The organism is Arthrobacter koreensis (genome assembly GCF_035792275.1).
GTDB lineage: Bacteria > Actinomycetota > Actinomycetes > Actinomycetales > Micrococcaceae > Arthrobacter_B > Arthrobacter_B koreensis_A.
The window spans coordinates 16,828-38,615 of record NZ_JAMWKK010000011.1; the positions used below are offsets into that span (position 1 = coordinate 16,828).

Annotated in this window: 16 protein-coding genes; 14 read left to right on the top strand and 2 right to left on the bottom strand. The window is 60.4% G+C overall.

The window, feature by feature from the left end; genetic code table 11:
* The first annotated feature begins 149 nt into the window (after positions 1-149).
* Genes murA through NGB94_RS11640 form a run of 4 tightly spaced genes read left to right on the top strand, consistent with a single transcriptional unit; the run spans position 150 to position 4,417 of the window.
* Positions 150-1,475, top strand: a complete 1,326-nt coding sequence (gene murA, locus NGB94_RS11625) for a UDP-N-acetylglucosamine 1-carboxyvinyltransferase (protein ID WP_325790804.1) — start codon at positions 150-152, stop codon at positions 1,473-1,475.
* A gap of 10 nt (positions 1,476-1,485) precedes the next feature.
* Positions 1,486-2,244 carry a lysophospholipid acyltransferase family protein gene (locus NGB94_RS11630; protein WP_325790805.1) on the top strand — a complete coding sequence of 253 codons (759 nt, stop codon included), beginning with the start codon at positions 1,486-1,488 and terminating at the stop codon, positions 2,242-2,244.
* A complete protein-coding gene (locus NGB94_RS11635; RefSeq protein ID WP_325790807.1) occupies positions 2,241-3,281 on the top strand; it encodes an NAD(P)H-dependent glycerol-3-phosphate dehydrogenase in 1,041 nt (346 codons plus the stop codon). Before NGB94_RS11630 ends, NGB94_RS11635 begins: the two co-directional genes overlap by 4 nt.
* Positions 3,278-4,417, top strand: a complete 1,140-nt coding sequence (locus NGB94_RS11640) for a D-alanine--D-alanine ligase family protein (RefSeq protein WP_325790808.1) — start codon at positions 3,278-3,280, stop codon at positions 4,415-4,417. Before NGB94_RS11635 ends, NGB94_RS11640 begins: the two co-directional genes overlap by 4 nt.
* Before the next feature lie 18 nt (positions 4,418-4,435).
* Here the strand turns inward: NGB94_RS11640 and NGB94_RS11645 are convergent, their stop codons facing one another.
* Positions 4,436-4,909: a DUF3515 domain-containing protein gene (locus NGB94_RS11645; RefSeq protein ID WP_325790809.1), complete on the bottom strand. Its 474-nt coding sequence runs from the start codon at positions 4,907-4,909 to the stop codon at positions 4,436-4,438.
* A 131-nt stretch (positions 4,910-5,040) separates the two neighbouring features.
* On the opposite strand from NGB94_RS11645, the gene NGB94_RS11650 reads away from it, so the two are divergent.
* From NGB94_RS11650 to NGB94_RS11695, 10 genes are all read left to right on the top strand, one after another.
* Complete coding sequence (locus NGB94_RS11650) at positions 5,041-6,039, top strand: LCP family protein (protein WP_325790810.1); 999 nt, start codon at positions 5,041-5,043, stop codon at positions 6,037-6,039.
* A 320-nt stretch (positions 6,040-6,359) separates the two neighbouring features.
* Positions 6,360-6,752, top strand: a complete 393-nt coding sequence (locus NGB94_RS11655; RefSeq protein WP_154579870.1) for a hypothetical protein — start codon at positions 6,360-6,362, stop codon at positions 6,750-6,752.
* A gap of 78 nt (positions 6,753-6,830) precedes the next feature.
* Positions 6,831-8,036, top strand: a complete 1,206-nt coding sequence (locus NGB94_RS11660) for a glycosyltransferase family 4 protein (RefSeq protein WP_154579871.1) — start codon at positions 6,831-6,833, stop codon at positions 8,034-8,036.
* A 386-nt stretch (positions 8,037-8,422) separates the two neighbouring features.
* Positions 8,423-9,778 carry a glycosyltransferase family 4 protein gene (locus NGB94_RS11665; protein WP_325790811.1) on the top strand — a complete coding sequence of 452 codons (1,356 nt, stop codon included), beginning with the start codon at positions 8,423-8,425 and terminating at the stop codon, positions 9,776-9,778.
* Positions 9,775-10,662: an ABC transporter permease gene (locus NGB94_RS11670; RefSeq protein ID WP_325790812.1), complete on the top strand. Its 888-nt coding sequence runs from the start codon at positions 9,775-9,777 to the stop codon at positions 10,660-10,662. The genes NGB94_RS11665 and NGB94_RS11670 overlap by 4 nt, the downstream gene beginning before the upstream one ends.
* Positions 10,646-11,536, top strand: coding sequence for an ABC transporter ATP-binding protein (locus tag NGB94_RS11675; protein ID WP_325790813.1), 891 nt, complete (start codon positions 10,646-10,648; stop codon positions 11,534-11,536). The genes NGB94_RS11670 and NGB94_RS11675 overlap by 17 nt, the downstream gene beginning before the upstream one ends.
* Positions 11,533-13,431: a glycosyltransferase family protein gene (locus NGB94_RS11680; protein WP_325790814.1), complete on the top strand. Its 1,899-nt coding sequence runs from the start codon at positions 11,533-11,535 to the stop codon at positions 13,429-13,431. Before NGB94_RS11675 ends, NGB94_RS11680 begins: the two co-directional genes overlap by 4 nt.
* A 7-nt stretch (positions 13,432-13,438) precedes the next feature.
* Complete coding sequence (gene wecC / locus NGB94_RS11685) at positions 13,439-14,686, top strand: UDP-N-acetyl-D-mannosamine dehydrogenase (protein ID WP_325790815.1); 1,248 nt, start codon at positions 13,439-13,441, stop codon at positions 14,684-14,686.
* 41 nt (positions 14,687-14,727) lie between these two features.
* A complete protein-coding gene (locus NGB94_RS11690) occupies positions 14,728-19,137 on the top strand; it encodes a glycosyltransferase (protein WP_325790816.1) in 4,410 nt (1,469 codons plus the stop codon).
* 353 nt (positions 19,138-19,490) lie between these two features.
* Positions 19,491-20,570 carry a hypothetical protein gene (locus NGB94_RS11695; RefSeq protein ID WP_325790817.1) on the top strand — a complete coding sequence of 360 codons (1,080 nt, stop codon included), beginning with the start codon at positions 19,491-19,493 and terminating at the stop codon, positions 20,568-20,570.
* A gap of 29 nt (positions 20,571-20,599) precedes the next feature.
* On the opposite strand, the gene NGB94_RS11700 is transcribed toward NGB94_RS11695, so the two are convergent.
* On the bottom strand, positions 20,600-21,772 hold the full coding sequence (locus NGB94_RS11700; RefSeq protein WP_325790818.1) for a hypothetical protein: 1,173 nt from the start codon (positions 21,770-21,772) through the stop codon (positions 20,600-20,602).
* Positions 21,773-21,788 lie beyond the last annotated feature (16 nt).

Sequence of the window (21,788 nt, forward strand, 5' to 3'; positions counted from 1 at the left end):
TAGTTTTCTCCGATGCACGGGAGAGACACGTCCTCTGCAGGGTGCAGGCGGCGGCCGCGTTATTTCGGGATAGGCAGCCTTGCTCCTATGCTTGGGATGCAGTCTCTTATGGCCTCGGGGGCAATATAAAACGAAAGAAACAGGTGTTCATGGGCAGCGTTCTAACCATCCGTGGTGGTGTACCCCTTACAGGCAAAGTACCGGTCCGCGGGGCGAAGAACCTGGTTCCCAAAGCCATGGTTGCCGCACTGCTGGGGAACACTCCTTCCCTGCTGCGCAATGTCCCGGAAATCAAGGACGTAGATGTTGTCACGTCACTACTGAGGCTCCACGGCGTGGAGGTCACGAAGGATCCGGTTACCGGTGATCTGCTGATGGATCCGCAGAACGCGAAAACGGCTGCGTCGCGGGACATTGATGCCCACGCCGGTGACTCCCGCATCCCGATCCTGCTGTGCGGACCGCTGATGCACAGTATTGGCGAGGCTTTTATCCCGGATCTGGGCGGCTGCAAGATCGGCGACCGTCCGATTGACTACCACCTGCAGATGCTCCGGAACTTTGGTGCCCTGGTAGAGAAGCGTCCCGGCGGTATTTCCATCTCCGCGCCCAAGGGCCTCAAGGGTGCCAAGCTCGAGCTGCCGTACCCCTCCGTCGGCGCCACCGAGCAGGTCCTGCTCACCGCCGTCCGCGCCGAAGGCATCACAGAGCTAAGCGGTGCTGCAGTCGAACCCGAAATCCTGGACCTCATCGCTGTCCTGCAGAAGATGGGCGCGATCATTACCGTCCAGACGGACCGTGTGATCCGTATTGAAGGCGTTCCAGAGCTCACCGGCTATAACCACCGGGCGCTGCCGGACCGCAATGAAGCCGCCTCGTGGGCTTCCGCTGCCCTGGTAACCAAGGGCGACATCTATGTGGAGGGCGCCAACCAGCAGGACCTGACGGCGTTCCTGAATATCTACCGCAAGATCGGCGGCGCATTCGACGTCGACGACGACGGCATCCGCTTCTACCACCCCGGCGGCAAGCTGAATCCGCTGGTCCTGGAAACTGATGTACATCCGGGCTTCATGACCGACTGGCAGCAGCCCCTCGTCGTCGCCCTGACCCAGGCCGAGGGCGTTTCGATCGTGCACGAGACGGTCTACGAGAACCGTTTCGGCTTCACTGATGCACTGATCAGGATGGGAGCTAACATCCAGGTGCACCGTGAGTGCCTGGGCAGCATTCCCTGCCGCTTTGGCCAGCGGAACTTCCTGCATTCCGCCGTGATCTCCGGGCCGGTAAAGCTCAAGGGCGCGGACGTGGACATTCCGGACCTGCGCGGGGGCTTCAGCCACCTCATAGCCGCCCTTGCAGCCGAGGGCACCTCCCGCGTTACCGGCGTCGAACTGATCAACCGGGGCTACGAGCACTTCCTGGACAAGCTCCAGGGCCTGGGTGCGGACTTCGACGTCACGGACGGGAAGTAAGCTTCCGCCCATGAGCGAATCGAGAAAGTCACGGACCACGTTCACCATCCTGGCGGCCGTGGTCCGTCCGGCCATGAACCTCATGATGGGGCGTCGCTGGGAAGGGATGGAGAACCTGCCCAAGGACACCGGGTTCATCGCCTGCCCCAACCACGTGACTGAGATCGATCCGCTGGTAGTCGGCCACTTCTTCTACAACCAGGGCATGCTGCCCCGGTACCTGGCAAAGGCCTCCCTCTTTAAGGCGCCTGTTCTGGGCCCGGCGCTGCGCGCCACTAATCAGGTGCCCGTCCGGCGCGGCGGGGCAGGAGCGGCTGCCTCGCTGGACGGTGCGCAGGCAGTAATCGACGCCGGCGGCGCGCTGATTGTGTATCCCGAGGGAACGCTTACCCGCGATCCTGATCTGTGGCCCATGAAGGGACGGACCGGTGCTGCACGGCTGGCCCTCCAGACGGGAGCGCCGGTGATACCGGTGGCCCACTGGGGCGCTCAGGACCTGCTGCCCCGATACGGCAAGATGCTGCACCTGTTTCCCCGCAAGCGCGTTCGCGTCCTGGTGGGCAAACCGGTGGACCTATCTGACCTGCGCGGAGTTCCGCTCACCAAAACAGTGCTGGAAGAGGCCACGGAACGGATCATGGCCGAGCTGACGTCCCTGGTCGCTTCGCTGCGAGGGGAAAGTGCCCCTGCTGAGCGCTGGGATCCGGCCCGCAAGGGGCAGAAGGCAGTTGGACGGGGTTACGACCCGGAAACGGAGAAGAAAAAGTGACAGCCGCAGCGCTTCCGGCAAAGGTAGCCGTTCTTGGAGCCGGCAGCTGGGGTACAACGTTTGCCAAGATCGCTGCGGACTCCGGGGCTGCCCGAAAGACGGACGTGCTCATCTGGGCCCGCCGGCCCGAGGCAGCGGAGGAAATCAACGAGTCCCGCCGTAACACCAGGTACCTTAAGGACACCGTCCTGCCTGCGAACCTGCGGGCCTCCGCAGACGCCGCAGAAGTTCTCGGCGGAGCGCAGCTTGTTGTCCTGGCCGTTCCGGCGCAGACCCTGCGGCAGAGGCTGCGCGAATTCAAGGACCTCTTTCCAAAAGACGCAGTCATCCTGTCCCTGATGAAGGGGCTGGAAGTGGGCACTGACGCGCGAATGAGCACGGTTATCGCCGAGGAGCTGGACTGGCCGCAGGAACGGATTGCCGTGCTCTCGGGCCCGAACCTTGCCATGGAAATCGCGAGGGAAGAACCGACTGCCTCAGTGGTGGCGTGCTCTGACATCGGGGTTGCCGGATGGATCGCTGCAGCCTGCACAGCCCCGTACTTCCGTCCGTACACGAACACGGATGTGATCGGGACGGAGATCGGTGGAATCGTCAAGAACGTGATCGCCCTGGCCGTTGGCATCTGCGAAGGCAAGCAGATGGGGGACAACACCAAGGCCTCGGTCATGACCCGCGGACTGGCCGAAACCACCCGGCTTGCCGTCGCACTGGGCGGAAAGACCGAAACGCTCTTCGGGCTTTCCGGTATGGGCGACCTGATCGCCACGTGCTCCTCCTCGCTCTCGCGGAACCACACCGCGGGCCGGCTCCTGGCCCAGGGACTGACCCTGGATGAAGTAACCGAGACCATGGCCCAGACGGCGGAAGGCATCAAGTCCGCCCAAGCGGTACTGGACCGTGCCACCCAGCTGGGTGTCTACATGCCCATTACAGAGAACGTCGTTGCAGTGCTGCAGGGCGCCATTTCAGTAGACGAACTGGGTCCGCGACTGCTGGCCCGCGAACTCAAACCCGAAGGTGTACACGCATCATGAGCGTCCAGCCCGTTTCCCCCGACGGCGGCTCCAAGCCGCGCGTAGCCGTTCTTTTCGGCGGACGGTCCAGCGAACATTCGGTCAGCTGCGTGACTGCCGCCGGAGTGCTGGAGGCGATCGACCACAGCAAGTACGACGTCGTTCCCATCGGCATTGCCCGCAACGGCCAGTGGTCCCTTGCCTCCGTGGACCCGGAGCAGTGGTCCCTGCGCTCTGAAGCCCTGCCTGAAATCACTGCGGGACCGGAGTCGGTCGTTATCTCCAGCGATGGTGCCTCCCAGGAACTCGTCTCCCATGCACCCGATGCGATACCGCGCTCCCTGGGGCGAATCGACGTCGTCCTGCCGCTGCTGCATGGTCCGTTCGGTGAGGACGGGACGCTGCAGGGTCTGCTCGAGATGGTGGACATCCGTTACGTGGGGGCCGGCGTACTGGCCTCCGCTGTCGGCATGGACAAGCACTACATGAAGGTGGTTTTCGCCTCCGCCGGACTGGCTGTGGGGCCCTACGAGGTTATTACCGACCGGCAGTGGAACCAGGATCCCGACACCTGTCTGGAACGTGGTTCCCGGCTGGCGTTCCCGCTGTTCGTCAAGCCGGCACGTGCTGGCTCTTCCATAGGCATTACCCGGGTGACCGAGCCCTCGGGCCTGCGCGCCGCCGTCGAAACTGCACGGCAGCACGATCCCAAGGTCATCATTGAAGCAGGCATTATCGGCCGTGAAATCGAGGTAGCCGTGCTGCAGGGCCGCGGACACGACGATCCGCGCACCAGCCAGCCCGGTGAGATCGCCGTAACCCACAATGGCCACGAATGGTACGACTTCGAGGCGAAGTATGTTGACGGTGCTGCTGCGGAACTGAGCTGCCCGGCAGACCTGCCCGACGACATCACCACCCGGGTGCGCGAACTGGCCGCCGTGGCCTTTGAAGCAGTGGGTGCCGAAGGTCTGTCCCGAGTGGACTTCTTCTACACACCGGACGGCAGCCTGATCATCAACGAGATCAACACCATGCCCGGGTTCACTCCGATCAGCATGTACCCGCAGATGTGGGCCAAGTCCGGGCTGCCGTACACCGAGCTGATAGACGAACTCATTTCCCTGGCGCTCGAACGTCCCACGGGTCTGCGCTAAGGCAACGCGGCTGCTTGGTTAGCCCGGCAGGTCGAGGTCGTTGGTGCTTACACACTCGCGGGTCTGGTCTATCCGCGACACGGCGTTTTCGAGTTCAACGAGCACCGTGGAGGACGCCACCTTTTCGGTGTCGATCAGGACTTCTACGGCGGGGTCACGCCCATAGGTCGTGGCCGTCCAGAGATTTCCCTCTTCACGCAGGACCCAATCCACGCCGTTTACCGTTGCGCAGGCATCCGTGGTCGGTCCGGGAACCGGGACACCGCAGCGCACAATGATCTCCGCAGGACTGCCCCAGGCGGAAGTAGCCTGGCTGGTGGTCTCACGCTGGTCTGCACCCGCAAGGTTTTCCGGCAGCGCCACCATCACCGGGGCGCAGCCAGGGTTGGCGGCATCAGGTGCGGCTTCCACATCAGCTGCAGGGGTACAGCCGGTCAAGACTGTGGCGAGGACCAGGGTGCCGGCGGAAACGGCTGCCGGGAAGAATTTCATGTTTCAAGGGTATCCGGAGGGGTTGGTGCCCGCGGAATCAGCGGCCGTGGATAGCAGGGGAGAGGTTGTACGGGAAAGGAAGGATGTCCTAGTAAACTTCTCAGCACGGGGGCCGGAATGAGAGGAAAGCCTTGACAGATCTCTTTTCGGAGAACCGAGAGAACGCCGAGCGGAAGCGCCGTCCAGTGCTCAAGACGGTCTTGGTTATGGCCACCGTCGTCCTGATCGCGGGCTTGGCCGCCGGCGGTTATCTGTACAGCCTGGCGCGCACTTTCGACTCGGGGGCGTCAACTATTCCGCTCTCCAGCGGTAACGCTCCGCCAAAAACCGCGGATGCCGAAGACACTGTGAACATTCTGGTCCTGGGCAGTGACAGCAGGGAGCCCGGGGCAGTCGCCAGATCGGATGCCCTGATGCTGCTGCACATTCCGGGCGACCGTCAGGGTATCTACGCCGTATCCATAATGCGGGATACCTGGACCACCATTCCGGGCCACGGCGAGTACAAGATCAACGCCGCCATGGCCCTGGGCGGGGTCCCATTGGTTGTAGATATTGTCCAGGATATGTTCGGAGTGCCGATCGACCATGCGGCGGTCATCGACTTTGAGGGGTTCAAGGACCTCACCACCGCGCTGGGTGGGGTGAGCATTCAGAACCCTGTCGCTTTCCAGGCGACAGGAGAAGGCGCAGCGTACTTTCCTGCGGGGACCGTGACGGTGGAGGGGGAGCCGGCGCTGGAGTACGTCCGTGAACGCTATGCTTTTGCTGACGGGGATTACCAGCGGGTGCGGAACCAGCAGGCTTTCCTGCACGGGCTTCTGTCGAAGCTCATCTCTACTGAGACCCTGGCAGACCCCGTCAAGCTGCACGGGGCAATCGGGTCCATCTCGCCGTACCTGAGCGTCGACGAGGGGCTGACCGGCCTCCGGGTAGGAACGCTGGCGCTGGAACTGCGCAGCGTGCGCTCCGGCGACGTCGAGATGTTCACCCTCCCCAACGCTGGAGTGGGTACCTCTGCGGATGGCCAGTCGATCGTATTGCCTGATGTAACCGCGGCCGCGGGACTTGCCGAGGCGCTGAAAACCGATACTGTGGCTCAGTACGCCGCCGGTCTGAATGGAGAATAACTAGGATGAGCAGCTCCAGGAGCCGACGCCTGCGCAGAGCCGCGTTAGCGGCCGTACTCATCGCAGGGTTGGGTGGGGTTCCCGCGTACGCGGAGGAACCAGACCTTCCAGTGGTTGAATCGCCGGCACCGGACACCGGGCAAACTCCTCCCCCGCAAACAGAAACACCGCCTCCGAATGAGGACACAGAGCCTAGCCCTGATCCGGTGTTACCGCCGCCCGAGCAGCCGGCGGTAACTGAGCCTGCTCCTGGGCCGACGCAGACAACCGTCCAGCGAAATCCCTTCAGCGGGTACGCCGTCCATCCCGGAACCGGGTATTTGATCGAACCGGGAACCAACAACCTGATCGATGCCAGCACCGGTCTCTACACCGACCTGCGGTGGGATCCGGTATCAAATACTGTCCGCAATATCTTCGATCCCATGCCGGACGAGGACGCACCGAGCCCATCGCCCACCGAGTCCGCGGAAGTGGCCGCCGCACCGTCGGCGAAGGCTTCCCCTTCGTCCACGAAGTCCGCTTCGCCGTCCCCGTCCGCAAGTCCCTCGGAATCCGTCGCCGCTGCTGACCGGGCCAGTTCCGCCTCCGAAACGAACTGGAGCACCCACTGGCTGACCCGGACGCTGGTGTTCCTGCTGCTGGCTGGCGCAGGTGTTCTTTATTACATAAAGCTGCAAAAGGGCACTCCTGGTCTGGGCAAAACCGAATAGGGTCAAAACGTTAGGTAGACTTACCTCTGTTTTGAGGGGGCTGCGTTCGGCGCCTCCAGATTCTGGGGGGACCACCACATGCGCGCACAGCTGCTGACGCATTCATACTTACCGGAGAACAGCCCGCCGCAACGCCGCTGGACCCAGCTCATCCGCACGTTCCGGGAACTTGGATGGGACGTAGAAGTCGTCGCCCCTGTTGCGCATTCATCCGGGCGGCGGACCCTTCCGAGGAAGGAAGCGGGCCGTGCGTTTCGCACGGACAAGGGACGCCACGGCGAGACCATTCGCCGGGCCCCGTACCTTTACCACCGCACCACCCGCTTGGGGAGGTTCGCCGACCAGTGCTTTTCGGCCACCTGCAGCGTGCTCGCAGCGCTCGTGGGACCTAAACCCGATGTCGTGATTGCCACCGTACCTTCACTGCCCATCCTCGGCGCTGGCTTTGCTGTGGCACGGCTGCGGGGCGTTCCCTTTGTTGCCGATATGCGGGATGCCTGGCCGGACATTGCCCGGGACGCCCGGCTGGTGCAGGGCGGCGCCAAAAGCCTTGCTGAAAGAGCGATCGTTGCCATCCAGCAGCGAGCCGAACTCATTGTCACCGTGACCTATGGTTTTGCCCAGACACTGCGGGACCGCGGACTGAAGAACGTGGCAACCATCAGCAACGGCATCGACACCGCGAGCAGGGAACTGCTGCCGCCGCCTCCCGCGGAAGCTGACCGCCTGGAAGTGCTTTATCTGGGCAATCACGGCGAAAGCCAGCGGCTGGAGACAGTCATCACGGCGGCTGCGCAGGCAGGCGACGCCGTCCGGCTGACAATGGTCGGACAGGGTGTGCACCGTCGAAAGCTAAAGGCACTCGCTGAAGCGCTGGGGGCGCCAGTCGAATTCCACGAACCGGCCCGAGGCATAGAAGCAGTTATGAGCTATTACCGCAGGGCGGATACCTGTGTCATCTCACTGAGGGATGACTGGAAGTCCTTTGAGACCACGATCCCTTCCAAGACCTACGAGGTGCTGGCTGTCGGACGGCACGTCACAGGAATCGTGCTGGGAGAAGCCCGGGAGATCATTGAAGAGTCGAAGGCTGGAGACATCGTGCGGTCCGACCCAGCTGAGATCGCTGCACTCTGGAAGGAACTTGCTCAGGACCGCAGTCGGCTGCTCACAGGGTCGTCCGGCCGGGACTGGGTGGAGGCCAACGCCAATGTCGAGAGCTTGGGCCGGGCTTATGTTGAGCTCCTCACCTCCGTTGTCTCGGGAAACCGCAGCACCAAATGAACCCCACCAGAATTTTGAAGAACTTGTCGCTCGCCGCATCCACGGTTGTCGAACACCTTGGAGATGACCCGACCGTGCTTGCGCTGCAGCTCTCGCGGCGTCTGCCCGCTCGCTCGGTGCGGCCAGTAGCGGCGGCTGCCGCAGCAGCGCCGGGTGTCTTCCTGCCGGCAATGGCAGATTTGATCCGTGGGCGGAAGGACGATGTCGAAGCGCGGCTGGTTGAGGTAGCGGCAACGGGACTTTCGCCTCGTTCAGCCGTGCGTCTCGCAGACGTTGCGTTAGCGGCCGGTCTGCCGGAACTCGCAGAGAAGATACTCGCTCAGGCCCCTGCACGGACTAACGGCTGGGCGGCAGCCCAAGCGAGGCTCTGCTGGTACCAAGGCGACATGTCGGGCGCACTTTCCGCCCTGGACCAGGGAACCGGAACGCGCTCCGAGCGCCGTCTCCGATCCCGTCTCGCGAGCGAACTGAGTGTTTTTGACGGCTGGGCCCCGGTACTTCCCAGAGTCCAGGGGTTCAGTTCAGAGCCGAAAACAGTCCTGCATCTGCTCACGAACTCGCTGCCGGCAACCGGCAGCGGATATGCCCAGCGGTCGCAGTCACTGCTTCACGCGCAGCATCAGCGCGGCTGGAAAGTCCATGCAGTCACCCGGCTCGGATACCCGGTTCAGGTGGGCCATCTCTGGGCACCTGACGTTGAGGAACTCGACGGAGTAACTTACCACAGGCTGCTGCCAGGCAGGCTGCCCAACGGCATGGCGGCCCGGTTGCAGCTCCAAGCGGAGGCGGTGCTGCGGCTGGCACTGGAAGTGAAGCCCGCAGTGCTGCACACCACCACCCACTTCGTGAATGGACTCGTGACGCAGGCGGTCGCCGAAGCGCTGGACATTCCGTGGGTCTACGAGGTGCGTGGGCAGCTGGCTGATACCTGGGCGTCAGCACGGGGCGAGGAAGCCCGGGGGAGTGAACGTTACCTAAAGTTCATTGCCCGCGAAGCGAAGACTATGCGTGCTGCCGGAGCGGTGGCAACGCTCGGGCAGGCTATGCAGAGCGGTGTTGTCGCCGCGGGGGTACCGCAGGAAGACATCTTCCTCCTGCCGAACGCAGTCGGAGAAAACTATCTCGCTGAACCACTCGAACCGACCGCTGCCCGCGAACACCTCGGCCTGCCCGTAGGAGGGCAGTTCATTGGAACGGTCAGCAGCCTGGTCGAGTACGAAGGACTGGACGATCTACTGCGTGCCTTCGCCGTCCTGGCACCTCAGGTCCCTAATGCCATGTGTTTGATTGTGGGTGATGGAGCCGCTGCACCCGGCCTGAAACGGTTGGCCTCCGGACTTGGAATCGCGGAAAGAGTCGTCATTACTGGCCGTGTTCCGAGGGAGAAAGCCCATCTGTACCATCAGGCGATGGATGTTTTCGTGGTGCCGCGCAAAGATCTGCCGGTGACGCGGGCTGTTACTCCCCTGAAACCTGTCGAAGCGCTGGCATCGGCACGTCCCGTGGTCTTCAGCGACCTTCCAGCGCTTCACGAAGTTGTGAGGGCCGGAGTTGACGGACGCGCAGCACCTCCGGAGGACCCCGCGAGCCTTGCCAGGATTCTGCAGGAGGTTCTTGAAGACGATGCAGCCCGGGCATTGATGGGAAATGCAGGACGTCAGCACGCGGTGGCCACACGAACCTGGTCATGGCTGGCCGAGACAACGGTAAAGAGGTACATGGAATTGGGATCCCGCGTATGAGTCAGGAAACCAAGGTCGAACTTGGCGCCAAGACCGTGCCCGTCAGAGTGGATTTGAGGACACTCACCAGGGTCGGTGCGAAACCGGGTTTGATCGACTATTTGATTTCGCTGTGGAATTACCGCCACTTTATGGTCTACGACGCACGGGCTCGGGTCCAGAGCGGCAACAAACGGGATCGCTTGGGGAGCGCCTGGCTGCTCCTCGACCCGCTGCTCAACGGTATCGGCTACTTCCTGATTTTCGGCCTGCTCCTGGGAGCCAGCCGTGGCGTCGAGAATTTCATCGGCTTCTTGATCATCGGGGTATTCCTCTTTCAAATGAGCTCTCGGGCCATTGTCAGCGGTGCCCGGGTCATTCCGTCGAACCGAAACGTTATTCAGGCGTTTAACTTCCCGCGGGCTACTCTCGTGGTTGCAGTAAACATCCGTGAGCTCCTGGCCAACATCCCGGTAATCATCATGATGCTCCTGATGATCCTGGTCATTGCACCTGCCGAGGAGATCACCTGGCGCTGGCTCCTTCTTGTGCCGGCGGTTGGACTCCAGCTCGTCTTCAATCTGGGCGCCGGGCTCATGCTGGCGCCTCTCGTGGCGAAGGTGAACGACGTCGTCCATGTGATTTCCTTCGCCATGCGGTTCTGGATGTTCGCCTCCTGCGTCATGTTTCCAATTGACCGGTATAACAGCGTTCCTGTTATCAAGGCGATCGTAGAGGCGAACCCGCTTTATCTGGTCCTCGATATTGTCCGCAGCAGTGTCCTATACGCGCAGACGCCGGGATGGCAGAGCTGGGCCGGATTGGCAGCCTGGGCCCTGGGCACACTGATGGTCGGCATGCTCATTTTCTGGAAGGGGGAGGAGAGCTATGGCCGAGACGACTGACTTGCTCCTGCCACAAACACCTGCGGTGGTGATAGACCGGGCTTCTATGACCTATACGGTCAATTCCGACGAGAAACGCTCGTCCCCGGAAAATGTCCTCGGGCGGATTATGCGCAAAATCGCCGGCAGGGAGTCCACGGTGCAGATCCATGCACTCAAAGAGCTGTCCCTGGTCGCCTACCACGGTGAGGCGATCGGCGTCATAGGCCTAAACGGATCGGGCAAAAGTACGCTCATGAACCTGATCTGCGGCAAGATTCAACCTACAGGCGGCGCCGTCTACGCGTCTTCGACTCCCATAATGCTAGGTGTTTCAGCAGCGCTTGTTCCTGATCTTTCCGGAGCGCACAACGTGATCCTTGGTTGCCTCGCGATGGGGCTGACAAGAGCACAGATCGCCGATAGGCATGATGCCATCATGGAACTTGCAGGCTTGGGCAGCTCCATCAACCTGCCCATGAGATCCTACTCATCAGGCATGTCGTCCCGCCTGCGTTTTGCGATCGCAGCGGCCATTGATCCTGAGATCCTCATCATCGACGAGGCGCTGAACACGGGTGATGACGAGTTCCGGGGACGGACCAAGCAGAGGATGGACCAGCTCAGGGAGCAGGCCGGGTGCGTGTTCCTTGTGAGCCACAGCATGAAAACGATCCAGGATCTGTGTACCCGGGTGATCTGGATCGACAAGGGAGACCTGCTCTTCGACGGAGACCCAGAGACCGCCCTTGGGTGGTACCGAAAATATACTAAGGAGCTCGCCGGAGGGGATCGCTTTGCCGCCGCGAAGATCCGGCGTCGAATGCAGAACACTCTCGAAACAGTCTCCGTTGAGCCGCTGCAGCCTGGACGCCGGAAGTCTGTGGGCGCATGAGCACGAATATGACTGAGCTTCGCCGTTCACTTTGGCATCTCCGGAAGTCCGGCTGGAGCGGATTGCAGACTAAGATCCGGCGCGACAGGGCCGAGCGCGGGATTTACCGGGGCTCGGCGGATGGTGCCCTCGCGTTCCAGACCGGCCGCCGCCGCCGTATTTCATTCAATCCGATGATCGTGGACACCGCAGAACCCAGGACCGGGGTATCGGCTGCCGTGATATTGGACGATTTTTCCCTCATGGCCTTCGGCTACGAGTGGCAACAGACGGTACTGTCCAGAGACGGATGGGCAGGTCAGATTGCTGCCAAGCAGCCTGATCTGCTCTTTGTAGAGTCGGCCTGGTCCGGAAACAAGGGTGAGTGGAAGCACCAGCTGACGGGCTCCAAAGGGCCATCTGCAAACCTCCGAGCCTTGGTTGAGGAGTGCCGCAGCCGCGATATCCCTACCGTGTTCTGGAATAAAGAAGACCCTCCGCACTACGACGATTTCCTGGAAACAGCAAAGCTGTTCGATCACGTCTTCACCAGTGATTCGAACCGGCTGGCTTCTTACCGGAGGGACCTTGGCCACGACCGGGTAGCTGTTCTCCAGTTCGCCGCCCAGCCGGTCATCCACAATCCGGTTCGGCCGCGTTATGGGTGGCACCTGCGTGACATCGCTTTTGCCGGCATGTACTTTGCCCACAAATATCCTCAGCGGCGCGAACAGATGGACGTCCTCCTGGGAGCAGCGGATCAGATTAGCGCGCAGTTGCCAATTGGCCTGGAGATATTCTCCCGGCACGCTGAGGCAGACGACAACTATAAGTTCCCAGCTCCGTACGATGGGCGGGTGGTCGGGAGCCTGCCCTATGACCGCATGCTTACGGCGTATAAGGCGTACAAGGCGTTCCTCAATGTCAACTCCGTGGTGGACTCTCCGAGCATGTGTGCCCGGCGGATCTTCGAAATCACTGCATCGGGTACCAGTGTGGTCAGTACTCCAAGTGCGGCACTGACCCAGCTGTGGGACAACGATGAACAATTCATCGTGTCCGACCGTGTGGAAGCTGCCCAAACCCTAAGCGCCCTGATGCGTAATCCGGAGTTGTCCGCCAGACAACTGCATCTGGCGCAGCGGCGGATTTGGGCAGAGCACACATATGCCCACCGGGCGGAGACGGTTCTTCGCCTGGCCGTGCCGGAAAAAGCCCAGGCAGTGAGGTTACCCAGTGTGTCCCTGCTTGTGTCCTCCAACCGGCCCCACCAGCTGGAACACGTTTTCAGGACCGTTGGCGGATTAGTGGGACCAGCCGCTGAGCTGGTGTTGCTTACGCACGGTTTTGATGTTGGGAAAGAGAAGATCGCGCAGTGGCAGGAGAAATACTCCGTCCCCAACCTCGTCCTCCTTCACCAAAGTGAGGATCTGTCGTTGGGCGAGTGCCTGAACCACTGCGTCAAAGCGGCAAGCGGCGATGTCCTGTCGAAGATGGATGACGACGATTACTACGGGCCGAACTATTTGCTCGACCTGGTTAACGCACTCGGGTACTCACGGGCTGACGTAGTGGGGAAACAAGCCCATTATATGTACCTCGCGGAACGCAACGCTGCGCTGCTTCGATTTGCGGAGCGTGAGCACAGGTTTACTAACATGGTGATGGGCCCCACAATCACTGCACGGAAGGACGTGTTTGGCGACATTCCATTCCAGAGTCTCCGCACTGGTGAGGACAGTACGTTCCTCAACGATGTCATTGCGCGCGGAGGGACCATATACTCCGCCGACAAATACAACTATTTCCAGTTTCGTGGAAGCGTGAACCACGCATGGAAGGTTTCCGATGCAGAACTCCTGACATCGGGAGATATACAGTTTTTCGGCTCGCCCGAAGAACACGTAACACTTTAGGGGAAACATGAAAGAATTCAAGAGCGTAGCCGTTATCGGCCTGGGTTATATCGGCCTGCCTACGGCGGCCGTACTGGCGGGCAAAGGACTTAACGTCATCGGCGTTGACGTCAAGGAATCCTCAGTCGAAGCCATCAACCGGGGAGAGGTTCCGTTTGTCGAGCCCGACTTGGGCGAAGCAGTGTCCAAGGCTGTGTCAGCCGGTACTCTTAAAGCCACAACGGACACACCAGTGGCCGACGCCTACATCGTCGCCGTTCCGACTCCGTTCAACGCTGACCGGACTGCCGACCTCTCATACATAGAGGCAGCAGCGCGGAGCATCGCCCCCCAGCTGACGGGGGATGAGCTGGTCATTCTGGAGTCGACCTCTCCTCCCGGCGCTACGCAGCACCTTGGCGACTACCTCGTTGAGCTCCGCACTGACCTGTCGCTGGACACCCAATCAGGAAAGCCTGTGCTCCACGTTGCACATTGTCCCGAGCGTGTGCTGCCCGGCCGGGTCATGATCGAGCTTGTCTCCAACGACCGGATTGTTGGTGGACTCACCCGCGAGGCTGCAGAAATGGCACGCGACCTCTACAGCGTTTTTTGCGAAGGGGAAATGCACGTCACGGATGCAAAGACCGCTGAAATGGCGAAATTGGTGGAAAACTCCTACCGCGACGTGAATATTGCCTTCGCCAACGAACTGTCGGTCATCAGCTCCCGCTTGGGGATCGACGTCTGGGAGCTCATCGAACTCGCCAACCACCATCCGCGGGTGAACATTCTGCAGCCCGGCCCCGGCGTCGGCGGCCACTGCATTGCAGTTGATCCCTGGTTTATCGTCGCGGCGGCTCCCGAGGACGCCAAACTCATTCGCCAGGCCCGCGAAACGAACGATGCCAAGCCGGAGTGGGTAATCAATAAGGTCAAGGAATTGGTCGCCGGCCGCACAAACGCAACGGTGGCTGCCTTGGGTTTGGCGTTCAAAGCAGACATTGATGACTTGCGTGAGTCTCCTGCTATTTCAATTGTTGCATCGCTGAGTGAGCAGCTCCCCGAGGTCCGCTTCTCCGTAGTGGAGCCTCATGTGGAAGATTTGCCCCGAGCCCTCGTGGGTCGCAGCAACGTCTCTCTAACCGCCACGAAGGATGCCATCGAGCAGGCAGATGTGGTCCTTCTTCTTGTCGACCACACGGCATTCAAGGAACTGGACAGGGATCTTCTGGCCGGCAAGAAGGTCATTGATACGCGTGGAGTATGGCGCTAGCCAACCAGCAGTAACGGATCGAGCTCCAGCATTAGGACAGAATGAAGTACGCAGATGAACAGCAGTCCTTCTCGGCTGCCGCGTTGGCCCGGCGCCAGAAGTACCCCTCGGATATGGATGGCCTCTTGGCTCTGTATGAAGAGACGGTTGCACGCGGCCAGGAGGACGCTTTGGCGCTCCGCGCGCTACAACGGGAGTTCCTCGAGCTACGTGCCGAATCGGATCAGCTGCGTTCCGAACTGCAAACTGCCAGAAGCGAGGTCCAGCGGCTGAAGACGGAGCTGACCAAGCTGCGCCGATCTGCGAGTCTGCGTCTCGGAAAGGCGATGCTTGCGCCGATCCGGAAGGTCCGCCCGGCTGGTCAGGCACAGTCGCTGAAGCACCCGGTCCCGCAAAACGGCGAAGGACGCACGTTGGCACAAGCACCGGGGCCTTCCGAACCGGGAGGGCCCGGAGAGCAGCGCATGGAGCGGGAAATCCGGTTGGAGGAGTTGCTGTCCGATGTGCGGAAGGAACCGTCCGCGGCCAATATCCTCCGTGCCGTCGCGCATTACTACTATGTTCTCGGAGAGATCCAGGCACCGGCTGCGCTTATCCGGGAACATGCGGATGCTCTCGTATCACTGGATGCTCCTGGCCGGAGGGCTGTGGAAACAGTGCTCGGCCAGGAGCGGTTGCGGTGCAGAGAACCGGACATCGCTCCCAGACAGCCCAACGCCGGATACCTGGTTGAACGTGGGCGGGTCATGTACTGTGCCCACAGCACCGGGCACTTCAACAGCAACGGTTATTCGACGAGAACTGCTGAGCTCGTCCAGGGTTTCCTGAAGCAGGGTGTCGATGTTCGGGTGGTTGCCCGTCCCGGCTACCCCTGGGACGTACCGGTGGACCAACCAAAACCGCCTGTGAAGCGTTTTACGAGGGAAGTCCTTGGGGTGGAGCACGTTTTCACCCCTGGACCTTCCTGGAGCAACCAGCCGCTGGACCGTTATTGGCTGGAAGCTGCTGACGTGTACGTGCGGGAAGCCCAGCGGGCAAGAGTCGCCGCTATTCACTCGGCTTCGAACCATGTAACAGCGCTGCCGGCGTTGCTGGCAGCCCGTCGCCTTGGTCTGCCGTTCTCCTATGAGGTACGCGGGCTGTGGGAAATCACTGAGGCCTCCGAGAAACCGGGCTGGGAAAAGTCCGAACGTTTCCAGTTGGCAAAGAGGCTAGAGACCCTCGTAGCGTCCAACGCTGACATTGTCTTTGCGATCACGGAGCAGGTCCGGGAAGAGCTGGTTCGCCGTGGGGTCGAACGGGAAAAAATCCAGCTGTTGCCAAATGGCGTGGACACTGACCGGTTTACTCCGATGCCGGCGTCGGACAAACTCCGCCTCGACCTTGGTCTGCCAACCGGTGTTCCGGTCATTGGATATGCAGGGAGTTTGGTCCATTACGAAGGACTCTCTGATCTATTGGGCGCGGTTGCCCTGCTTCGGGACCGGGGCATTGATTTCCATGCAGTCATCGTGGGAGACGGGCCAGAATTGCCGCACCTCGTGGCCCGCACTGACAGTCTGGGACTGGGGGACAGAGTTACCTTCACGGGTAGGGTTGAGGCCACCAAAGTACCTGATTTCGTAAGCGTTTTCGACGTCATGCCGTGTCCCCGTCTTCGTCTTCCGGTTACCGAACTGGTTTCACCTTTGAAACCATTGGAAGCCATGGCCGCAGGGAAAGCCATGGTGCTGACCGACCTTGCACCCCTCCGTGAGTTCGCGGGCGCGGACCAGGGGCGGGCGTTGCTGGCTGAGCCGGCCAACCCGGTATCGCTGGCCGATCAGCTTGCCAAGCTTCTTACTAACAAGGCTCTTCGCGAGGAACTGGGGAAACGAGCGAGGCTTTGGGTCGTCCGGTCACGCCAGTGGGGCGACATAGCCCGGACCATGAGTGATTCGCTCTTACCGCTTCTTCAGGGCGAACAGCCTGCGCTGCCCGATCAAAGAGACCTGAAGCAGATCTCCGTCGGGGTCATAGCCGACTCCTTTACCACTGAGGGACTCCGCCCCGAAGTGCAGCTGACCGAACTGCTGCCCGGCGCCTGGCGGGACCAGCTCACGCAAAGCCCAATTGACGTGCTGCTTGTTGAATCTGCCTGGGAAGGGGTAGACGGGAAGTGGAAGCAGAAGGTCGGCTACTACGATGAGGAGCGCTTCAGCGACCTCCGCGGGATAATCGCCTTCTGTAACGAGCAGTCCATCCCAACGATCTTCTGGAACAAGGAAGATCCCGTCCACTTCAACCGGTTCAAGCGGACGGCCGAAATCTTCGACCATGTGTTCACCACAGACTCTGGATGCATCGCACGGTACGCCGAGTCCAGCAGCCGCAACCGAACGGTTGCTTCGCTTCCGTTCTACGCCCAGCCAAACCTCCACAACCCTCTCCCCACCGACTACCCGTACGAACACACTGTCGCCTATGCCGGTTCGTATTATGGCGATCGGTACCCAGCTCGCTCCGCGGAGCTGGCAGCAATCCTGTCAGCAGCCAAGCCGTTTGGGCTGGCCATCTATGATCGACAGCATCTCAACGAAGACAGCCCTTATCGCTTTCCGTCCAGTCTGGGACCGTTTGTTCGAGGAGGGCTGCCTTATCTGGAAATGGTAAAGGCATACAAGGCACACCCGGTCCACGTGAACGTCAATTCCGTGGACGCCTCTCCGACAATGTTCTCCCGCCGGGTCGCGGAGATTGCCGCTTCGGGTTCCGTTGTCCTCAGTGGAAAAGGCGAAGGCGTCACGAACGTCATGGCCGGTCTGGTCCAAACCGTCGCCAATTCGGAGGAAGCACACGCTGTCCTCAGCCGCTGGATGAAGAACGAAACAGTGAGACTGCGTGACGCCTGGCTTGGTTACCGGCTAATCCATCGAGGGCACACCGCTGCCCATCGCCTGGCCTATATGCTTCGCTGCGCCGGTATGGTGGTCCGCGCACCGGAACCGCCACGGTATGCGGTTCGGCTCAATGACCCGAGTCCGGACGCGCTGCGTCTTTTGGCTGCTCAGACAATTAGGCCGACAGCGGTAATCACCCCTGACCACTACGCGCTGGAAGGAAGCGGCCTGGACTTCCTTACGGAGTCGGAAGCGACCCCCGCAATGCTCGAACGCCTGGGCATCCGGTGGGTTGGCGAGATGCCGGGGGAGGGAACGGATAGAACAGTTTTCGAAGATCTTCTGACGGCGACAACTTTCGGCGAATGGTCTGAGATCGGGTTGTCCGCCGAAAACGGCAGCGGGGCTGGCGAAGGCCTGTTGCGCTATGGAACCGCTCCTGAGGGCTCCCTCAAGCTGTCATCAACGGTTCATGGTGGGGACCAGATAAACGGGAGGGTTGTTTTTCGCCGGTATCCGGCAATAGATGCACTCCGTGCTGCCCAGCCGCGGGTTTCCGTCAGGCCGCGATCAGACACGAACATTCTCATCGCCGGTCATGACCTAAAGTTCGCCAGCGGTATCATCCGGTCCCTTGAGTCCGAGGGACATACGGTAATTCTGGATTCGTGGCAGGGGCACAATCAGCATGATGAGGAGCTCAGCAGACAGAAGCTGTCCCAGGCTGATGTTGTATTCACGGAGTGGACGCTGGGAAACGCCGTTTGGTATTCCAAGAACCTGCACGCGCATCAGCGCTTGGTATCGCGGTTCCATTCCCAGGAACTTTTCACTGATTATCCCAAGATGATAGACACGGACCGGGTCGAGAAATTCATCTTTGTTGGGGAGCATGTGAAGAACATCGCCGTAAGAGATTTGGGTATGCCCCTGGCAAAGTCGATTGTTCTGCCTAACCCGGTGGAGGCACTGGAATTGGCAGCGTCCAAGGATGATGACGCGCGATTCACTTTGGGCCTGGTGGGGATAGTGCCGGCCCAGAAAGGTTTGGACAGGGCCCTGGATCTGCTGGCAGCGCTTCGCGCCGTCGATCCGCGTTACCGGCTCCGCATCAAGGGCAAACGGCCCGAAGACTACACGTGGATGAGTGCAAGGCCCGACGAAATGGCGTATTACGAGTCCCAGTACCAGCGCATCGAAGCCGATGCATTGCTCCGCGGAGCCGTCACCTTTGACGGGCATGGCCCGGACATGAGCCGATGGTACCGCGACATCGGTGTGGTCCTCTCAGTCAGTGAATTCGAGTCTTTCCATATGACTCTTGCTGACGGCGGTGCCAGCGGTGCTGTACCTGTGAGCTTGGCTTGGCCTGGTTCGGACCAGATCTACCCCGACTCGTGGCTGTTCGCATCCGTGCCCGAAATGGCGGCGTACATACTCACGGCGACCAGAACCACCAAGGAATGGAAGCGCCACGGCGCTGAGGCGAGTTCGTGGGTCAGCGAGCACTTGTCTTCAAAGAAGGTGCTGCCTGCGCTGACCAGTGTCATCTTGGGCGACCACCAGGCATGAGGGCCCGGGGCATCGCGCAGGCAACATTTGGGGCGCTCGGGGAAATGGCCGCTCGGCGCATCTTGACCCGTCCTTTAACCGGGAGGTCTAATCCCGATGGTGGTTGGAGTGCGAATCAAACCGACGCCGGCTACACCGTCAGGGCAACCACCGAAGGCAGATCCTTCAGTCTCTCCTGGACTATTCCCAAGCCCTATGATGTCGAAATGCATGGCCATTCGTTCGTCCTCCTCGACAGGAAGAGGGCACACCTTGGCGAAATTCGAATAGAGGCGGACGGACCCGCAAAGCTCGTAGGGGACCGGGTAGACAACAGGTCATCTCGTGTTCCGAGGCAGCAGCAAAAAGTAACGTTGACTGCGTGCACCGATGTAAGACTGCATGTTCAAACCAAGGACGGTCTTCTCGTACCCCGCGGTGTCTCGAGCCCGGGTGCAGGTTGGGCGGTATGGCAGGGAGAGCGTCACCTCACGTATTTGCTGGAAAAGCCTTTCTCGGGAGCGGGACGCTCCAAACTATGTGTCGCATTTTCGGCGATAGGCGCTCCGTACGACTTCACCTATAACTACCGCTCATCCCTAAAGAACGTGGACGCCTATCGGTTGTATATTCTCGACGACTTCGGGTCCCAGGGCTCGTACTACTTTGCGGATCACCGGGACCGGACGATATTCAACGCTGTGCAGGAGTTTATTGCGGAAACAGCCCGGCAGCTCGGCGTGAATCGCATGGATATCACCATGTTGGGTACCTCCAAGGGAGGGACGGCCGCAATCGCCCATGGTCTCAGGCTCGGCGTCGGCCGCGTTGTTGCTGGAGCGCCCCAGTACCTGCCCGGTTCCTACCTCAAGGGTGCGGCGCCCAATATCCTCTCGTTCATCGCAGGAGCTGATGACAAGGAGTCGGTAGCCTGGCTTGACCGGCTGATCCCTGAATCGCTAGGAGAGTCCAGCCGCGACACGTCGGTCTCCATCCTTGTTGGTGAAAATGACAGCCATCTTAAGATCCATGTCCGCCCCTTCATGGAATTTGCCGAGCGGGAGAACCTGCATGCCGCTGTGCTGGTGGTGGAAGATCTCAGTCATCAGGACATCGGCCGGGCATTCTCGCCCTATGTGGGCGAGGTACTTCGCTCAGACGACGATCCCGCCAGGCGAGGATCTCTCATTCCCTACCAGTTTGAATGGCGGAATGGGGCAGCGGGCAACGAGGTCCAGCTTAAGGCCTGGGTACCGCCGGGTGAGGTTGTCTCCACTGTTTTCAAGACCGAAAACGGTGCCTTGCCCCTGATGCCCTCGCACACTCCGACGTACTTCCGTACTGAGGTTCCGGAGGGACAGAGCGTTTGGGCGACGGTTACTCGCAGGGCCACAGATGGTTCCGGCGGCCTTCGTACCTTCGATACGAGGATTCTCGCACCCCGGGACAACTGAAGGACCATCTTTGGGGCGTTAGGAACTGCTTAGCCCCAGATTCGAACGGCTTTCCTATGGATAATCTCGTCCCCCAAACGTACGAACGCCCGGACGGAGCAGCCAGGGGGAACATCCTTGAAGACAACCACCTCTTCGCGGGAGTACCAAAGGGTCTTAAGCCGTTCAGCCCCCTTCACCAGATAGTAGGCGATCATCGCATCTGGACCGAACATTTTCTCGAGGTTGGCGGACACCACGGCCCTGCCGTCTGGAGAGCGGCTGACTGTCAGGCGGAATTCACGTGCCAGTGGGGCGAGATCCGGCGAGTAGGTCAGGTCATTAGATTGGCTTGATATGAAATCATGCAATTCATCTTCGTTTTTGAACTGCCGTCTACCCTCGAGGTTGTCTATATAAGCTGACTTATTGTCCTGAGACAGGTTGGATCCACGTCTCATGTATAGGAAGGTTGGCTCATTGTTGCGAACTAAAGTTAAGAGGATGCCTCGCTGGCTGAACAGGTCCGCTGCTTCTTGATCAATGAACTCCGGAATTCCCCAAGGACTGTAAGTTTCGAGCGTGTCATAGTAAGCACGGGGAATTACAAAGAACTTGTTCCCGGGTATGCACCGTCTGAATGCTACGTTTTCGAGTGTTACACCCTCCGGTCGGACATAGGCCAGAAACTGGCGGTACATGCCGACGGCGCTGACTGACTGAGGGGTTTCGCGCAGAACTCCACGAGCGATCAAATTAATTTGCTCAAAGTGGGCTGGGTGCAGTAGGTCGTCATCGTCCATAGATACTCGGATCAAGGCATCGTATTGATCGAGATGCAGATACTCAGAAGCCGACGCGAAAAGGGACTCCCTTCTTCCTGGCTGTTTATTTGGGTTTTTAAGTTTGTCAACGTGGGAAGTAGGGGGAGCGTCGTATCCACCGTTCGGGTGGTCATAAAGATGGATGCGGGTCATTGCCCCTATCAAGGAGCCCATGCGGCTGATTGACCGTTCGAGGGCCGGAAGATAAGCACTCTTGTCTCTGGAGACGTGGATGACTATCTGCATGTCCGTGCCGTCGGATAGCGGCGATTGTTCGCCTATAGAGGCAAGCGTTCTGCTAAAGCGGCTCAAATAAGACTTTATGATCTCCGGATCCGTCTCCGCATCACAGAAAATCATGTCTGCCCAGAGTAATAGTCGGGGCTGTTTGGAGCTCATACTGAAAGTTTTCCCG

Coding starts and splice junctions, on each gene's coding strand:
- murA (WP_325790804.1), top strand. CDS start 150: ATGGGCAGCGTTCTAACCATCCGTGGTGGTGTACCCCTTACAGGCAAA.
- NGB94_RS11630 (WP_325790805.1), top strand. CDS start 1,486: ATGAGCGAATCGAGAAAGTCACGGACCACGTTCACCATCCTGGCGGCC.
- NGB94_RS11640 (WP_325790808.1), top strand. CDS start 3,278: ATGAGCGTCCAGCCCGTTTCCCCCGACGGCGGCTCCAAGCCGCGCGTA.
- NGB94_RS11645 (WP_325790809.1), bottom strand. CDS start 4,909: ATGAAATTCTTCCCGGCAGCCGTTTCCGCCGGCACCCTGGTCCTCGCC.
- NGB94_RS11660 (WP_154579871.1), top strand. CDS start 6,831: ATGCGCGCACAGCTGCTGACGCATTCATACTTACCGGAGAACAGCCCG.
- NGB94_RS11665 (WP_325790811.1), top strand. CDS start 8,423: ATGTCGGGCGCACTTTCCGCCCTGGACCAGGGAACCGGAACGCGCTCC.
- NGB94_RS11670 (WP_325790812.1), top strand. CDS start 9,775: ATGAGTCAGGAAACCAAGGTCGAACTTGGCGCCAAGACCGTGCCCGTC.
- NGB94_RS11675 (WP_325790813.1), top strand. CDS start 10,646: ATGGCCGAGACGACTGACTTGCTCCTGCCACAAACACCTGCGGTGGTG.
- NGB94_RS11680 (WP_325790814.1), top strand. CDS start 11,533: ATGAGCACGAATATGACTGAGCTTCGCCGTTCACTTTGGCATCTCCGG.
- wecC (WP_325790815.1), top strand. CDS start 13,439: ATGAAAGAATTCAAGAGCGTAGCCGTTATCGGCCTGGGTTATATCGGC.
- NGB94_RS11690 (WP_325790816.1), top strand. CDS start 14,728: ATGAAGTACGCAGATGAACAGCAGTCCTTCTCGGCTGCCGCGTTGGCC.
- NGB94_RS11700 (WP_325790818.1), bottom strand. CDS start 21,772: ATGAGCTCCAAACAGCCCCGACTATTACTCTGGGCAGACATGATTTTC.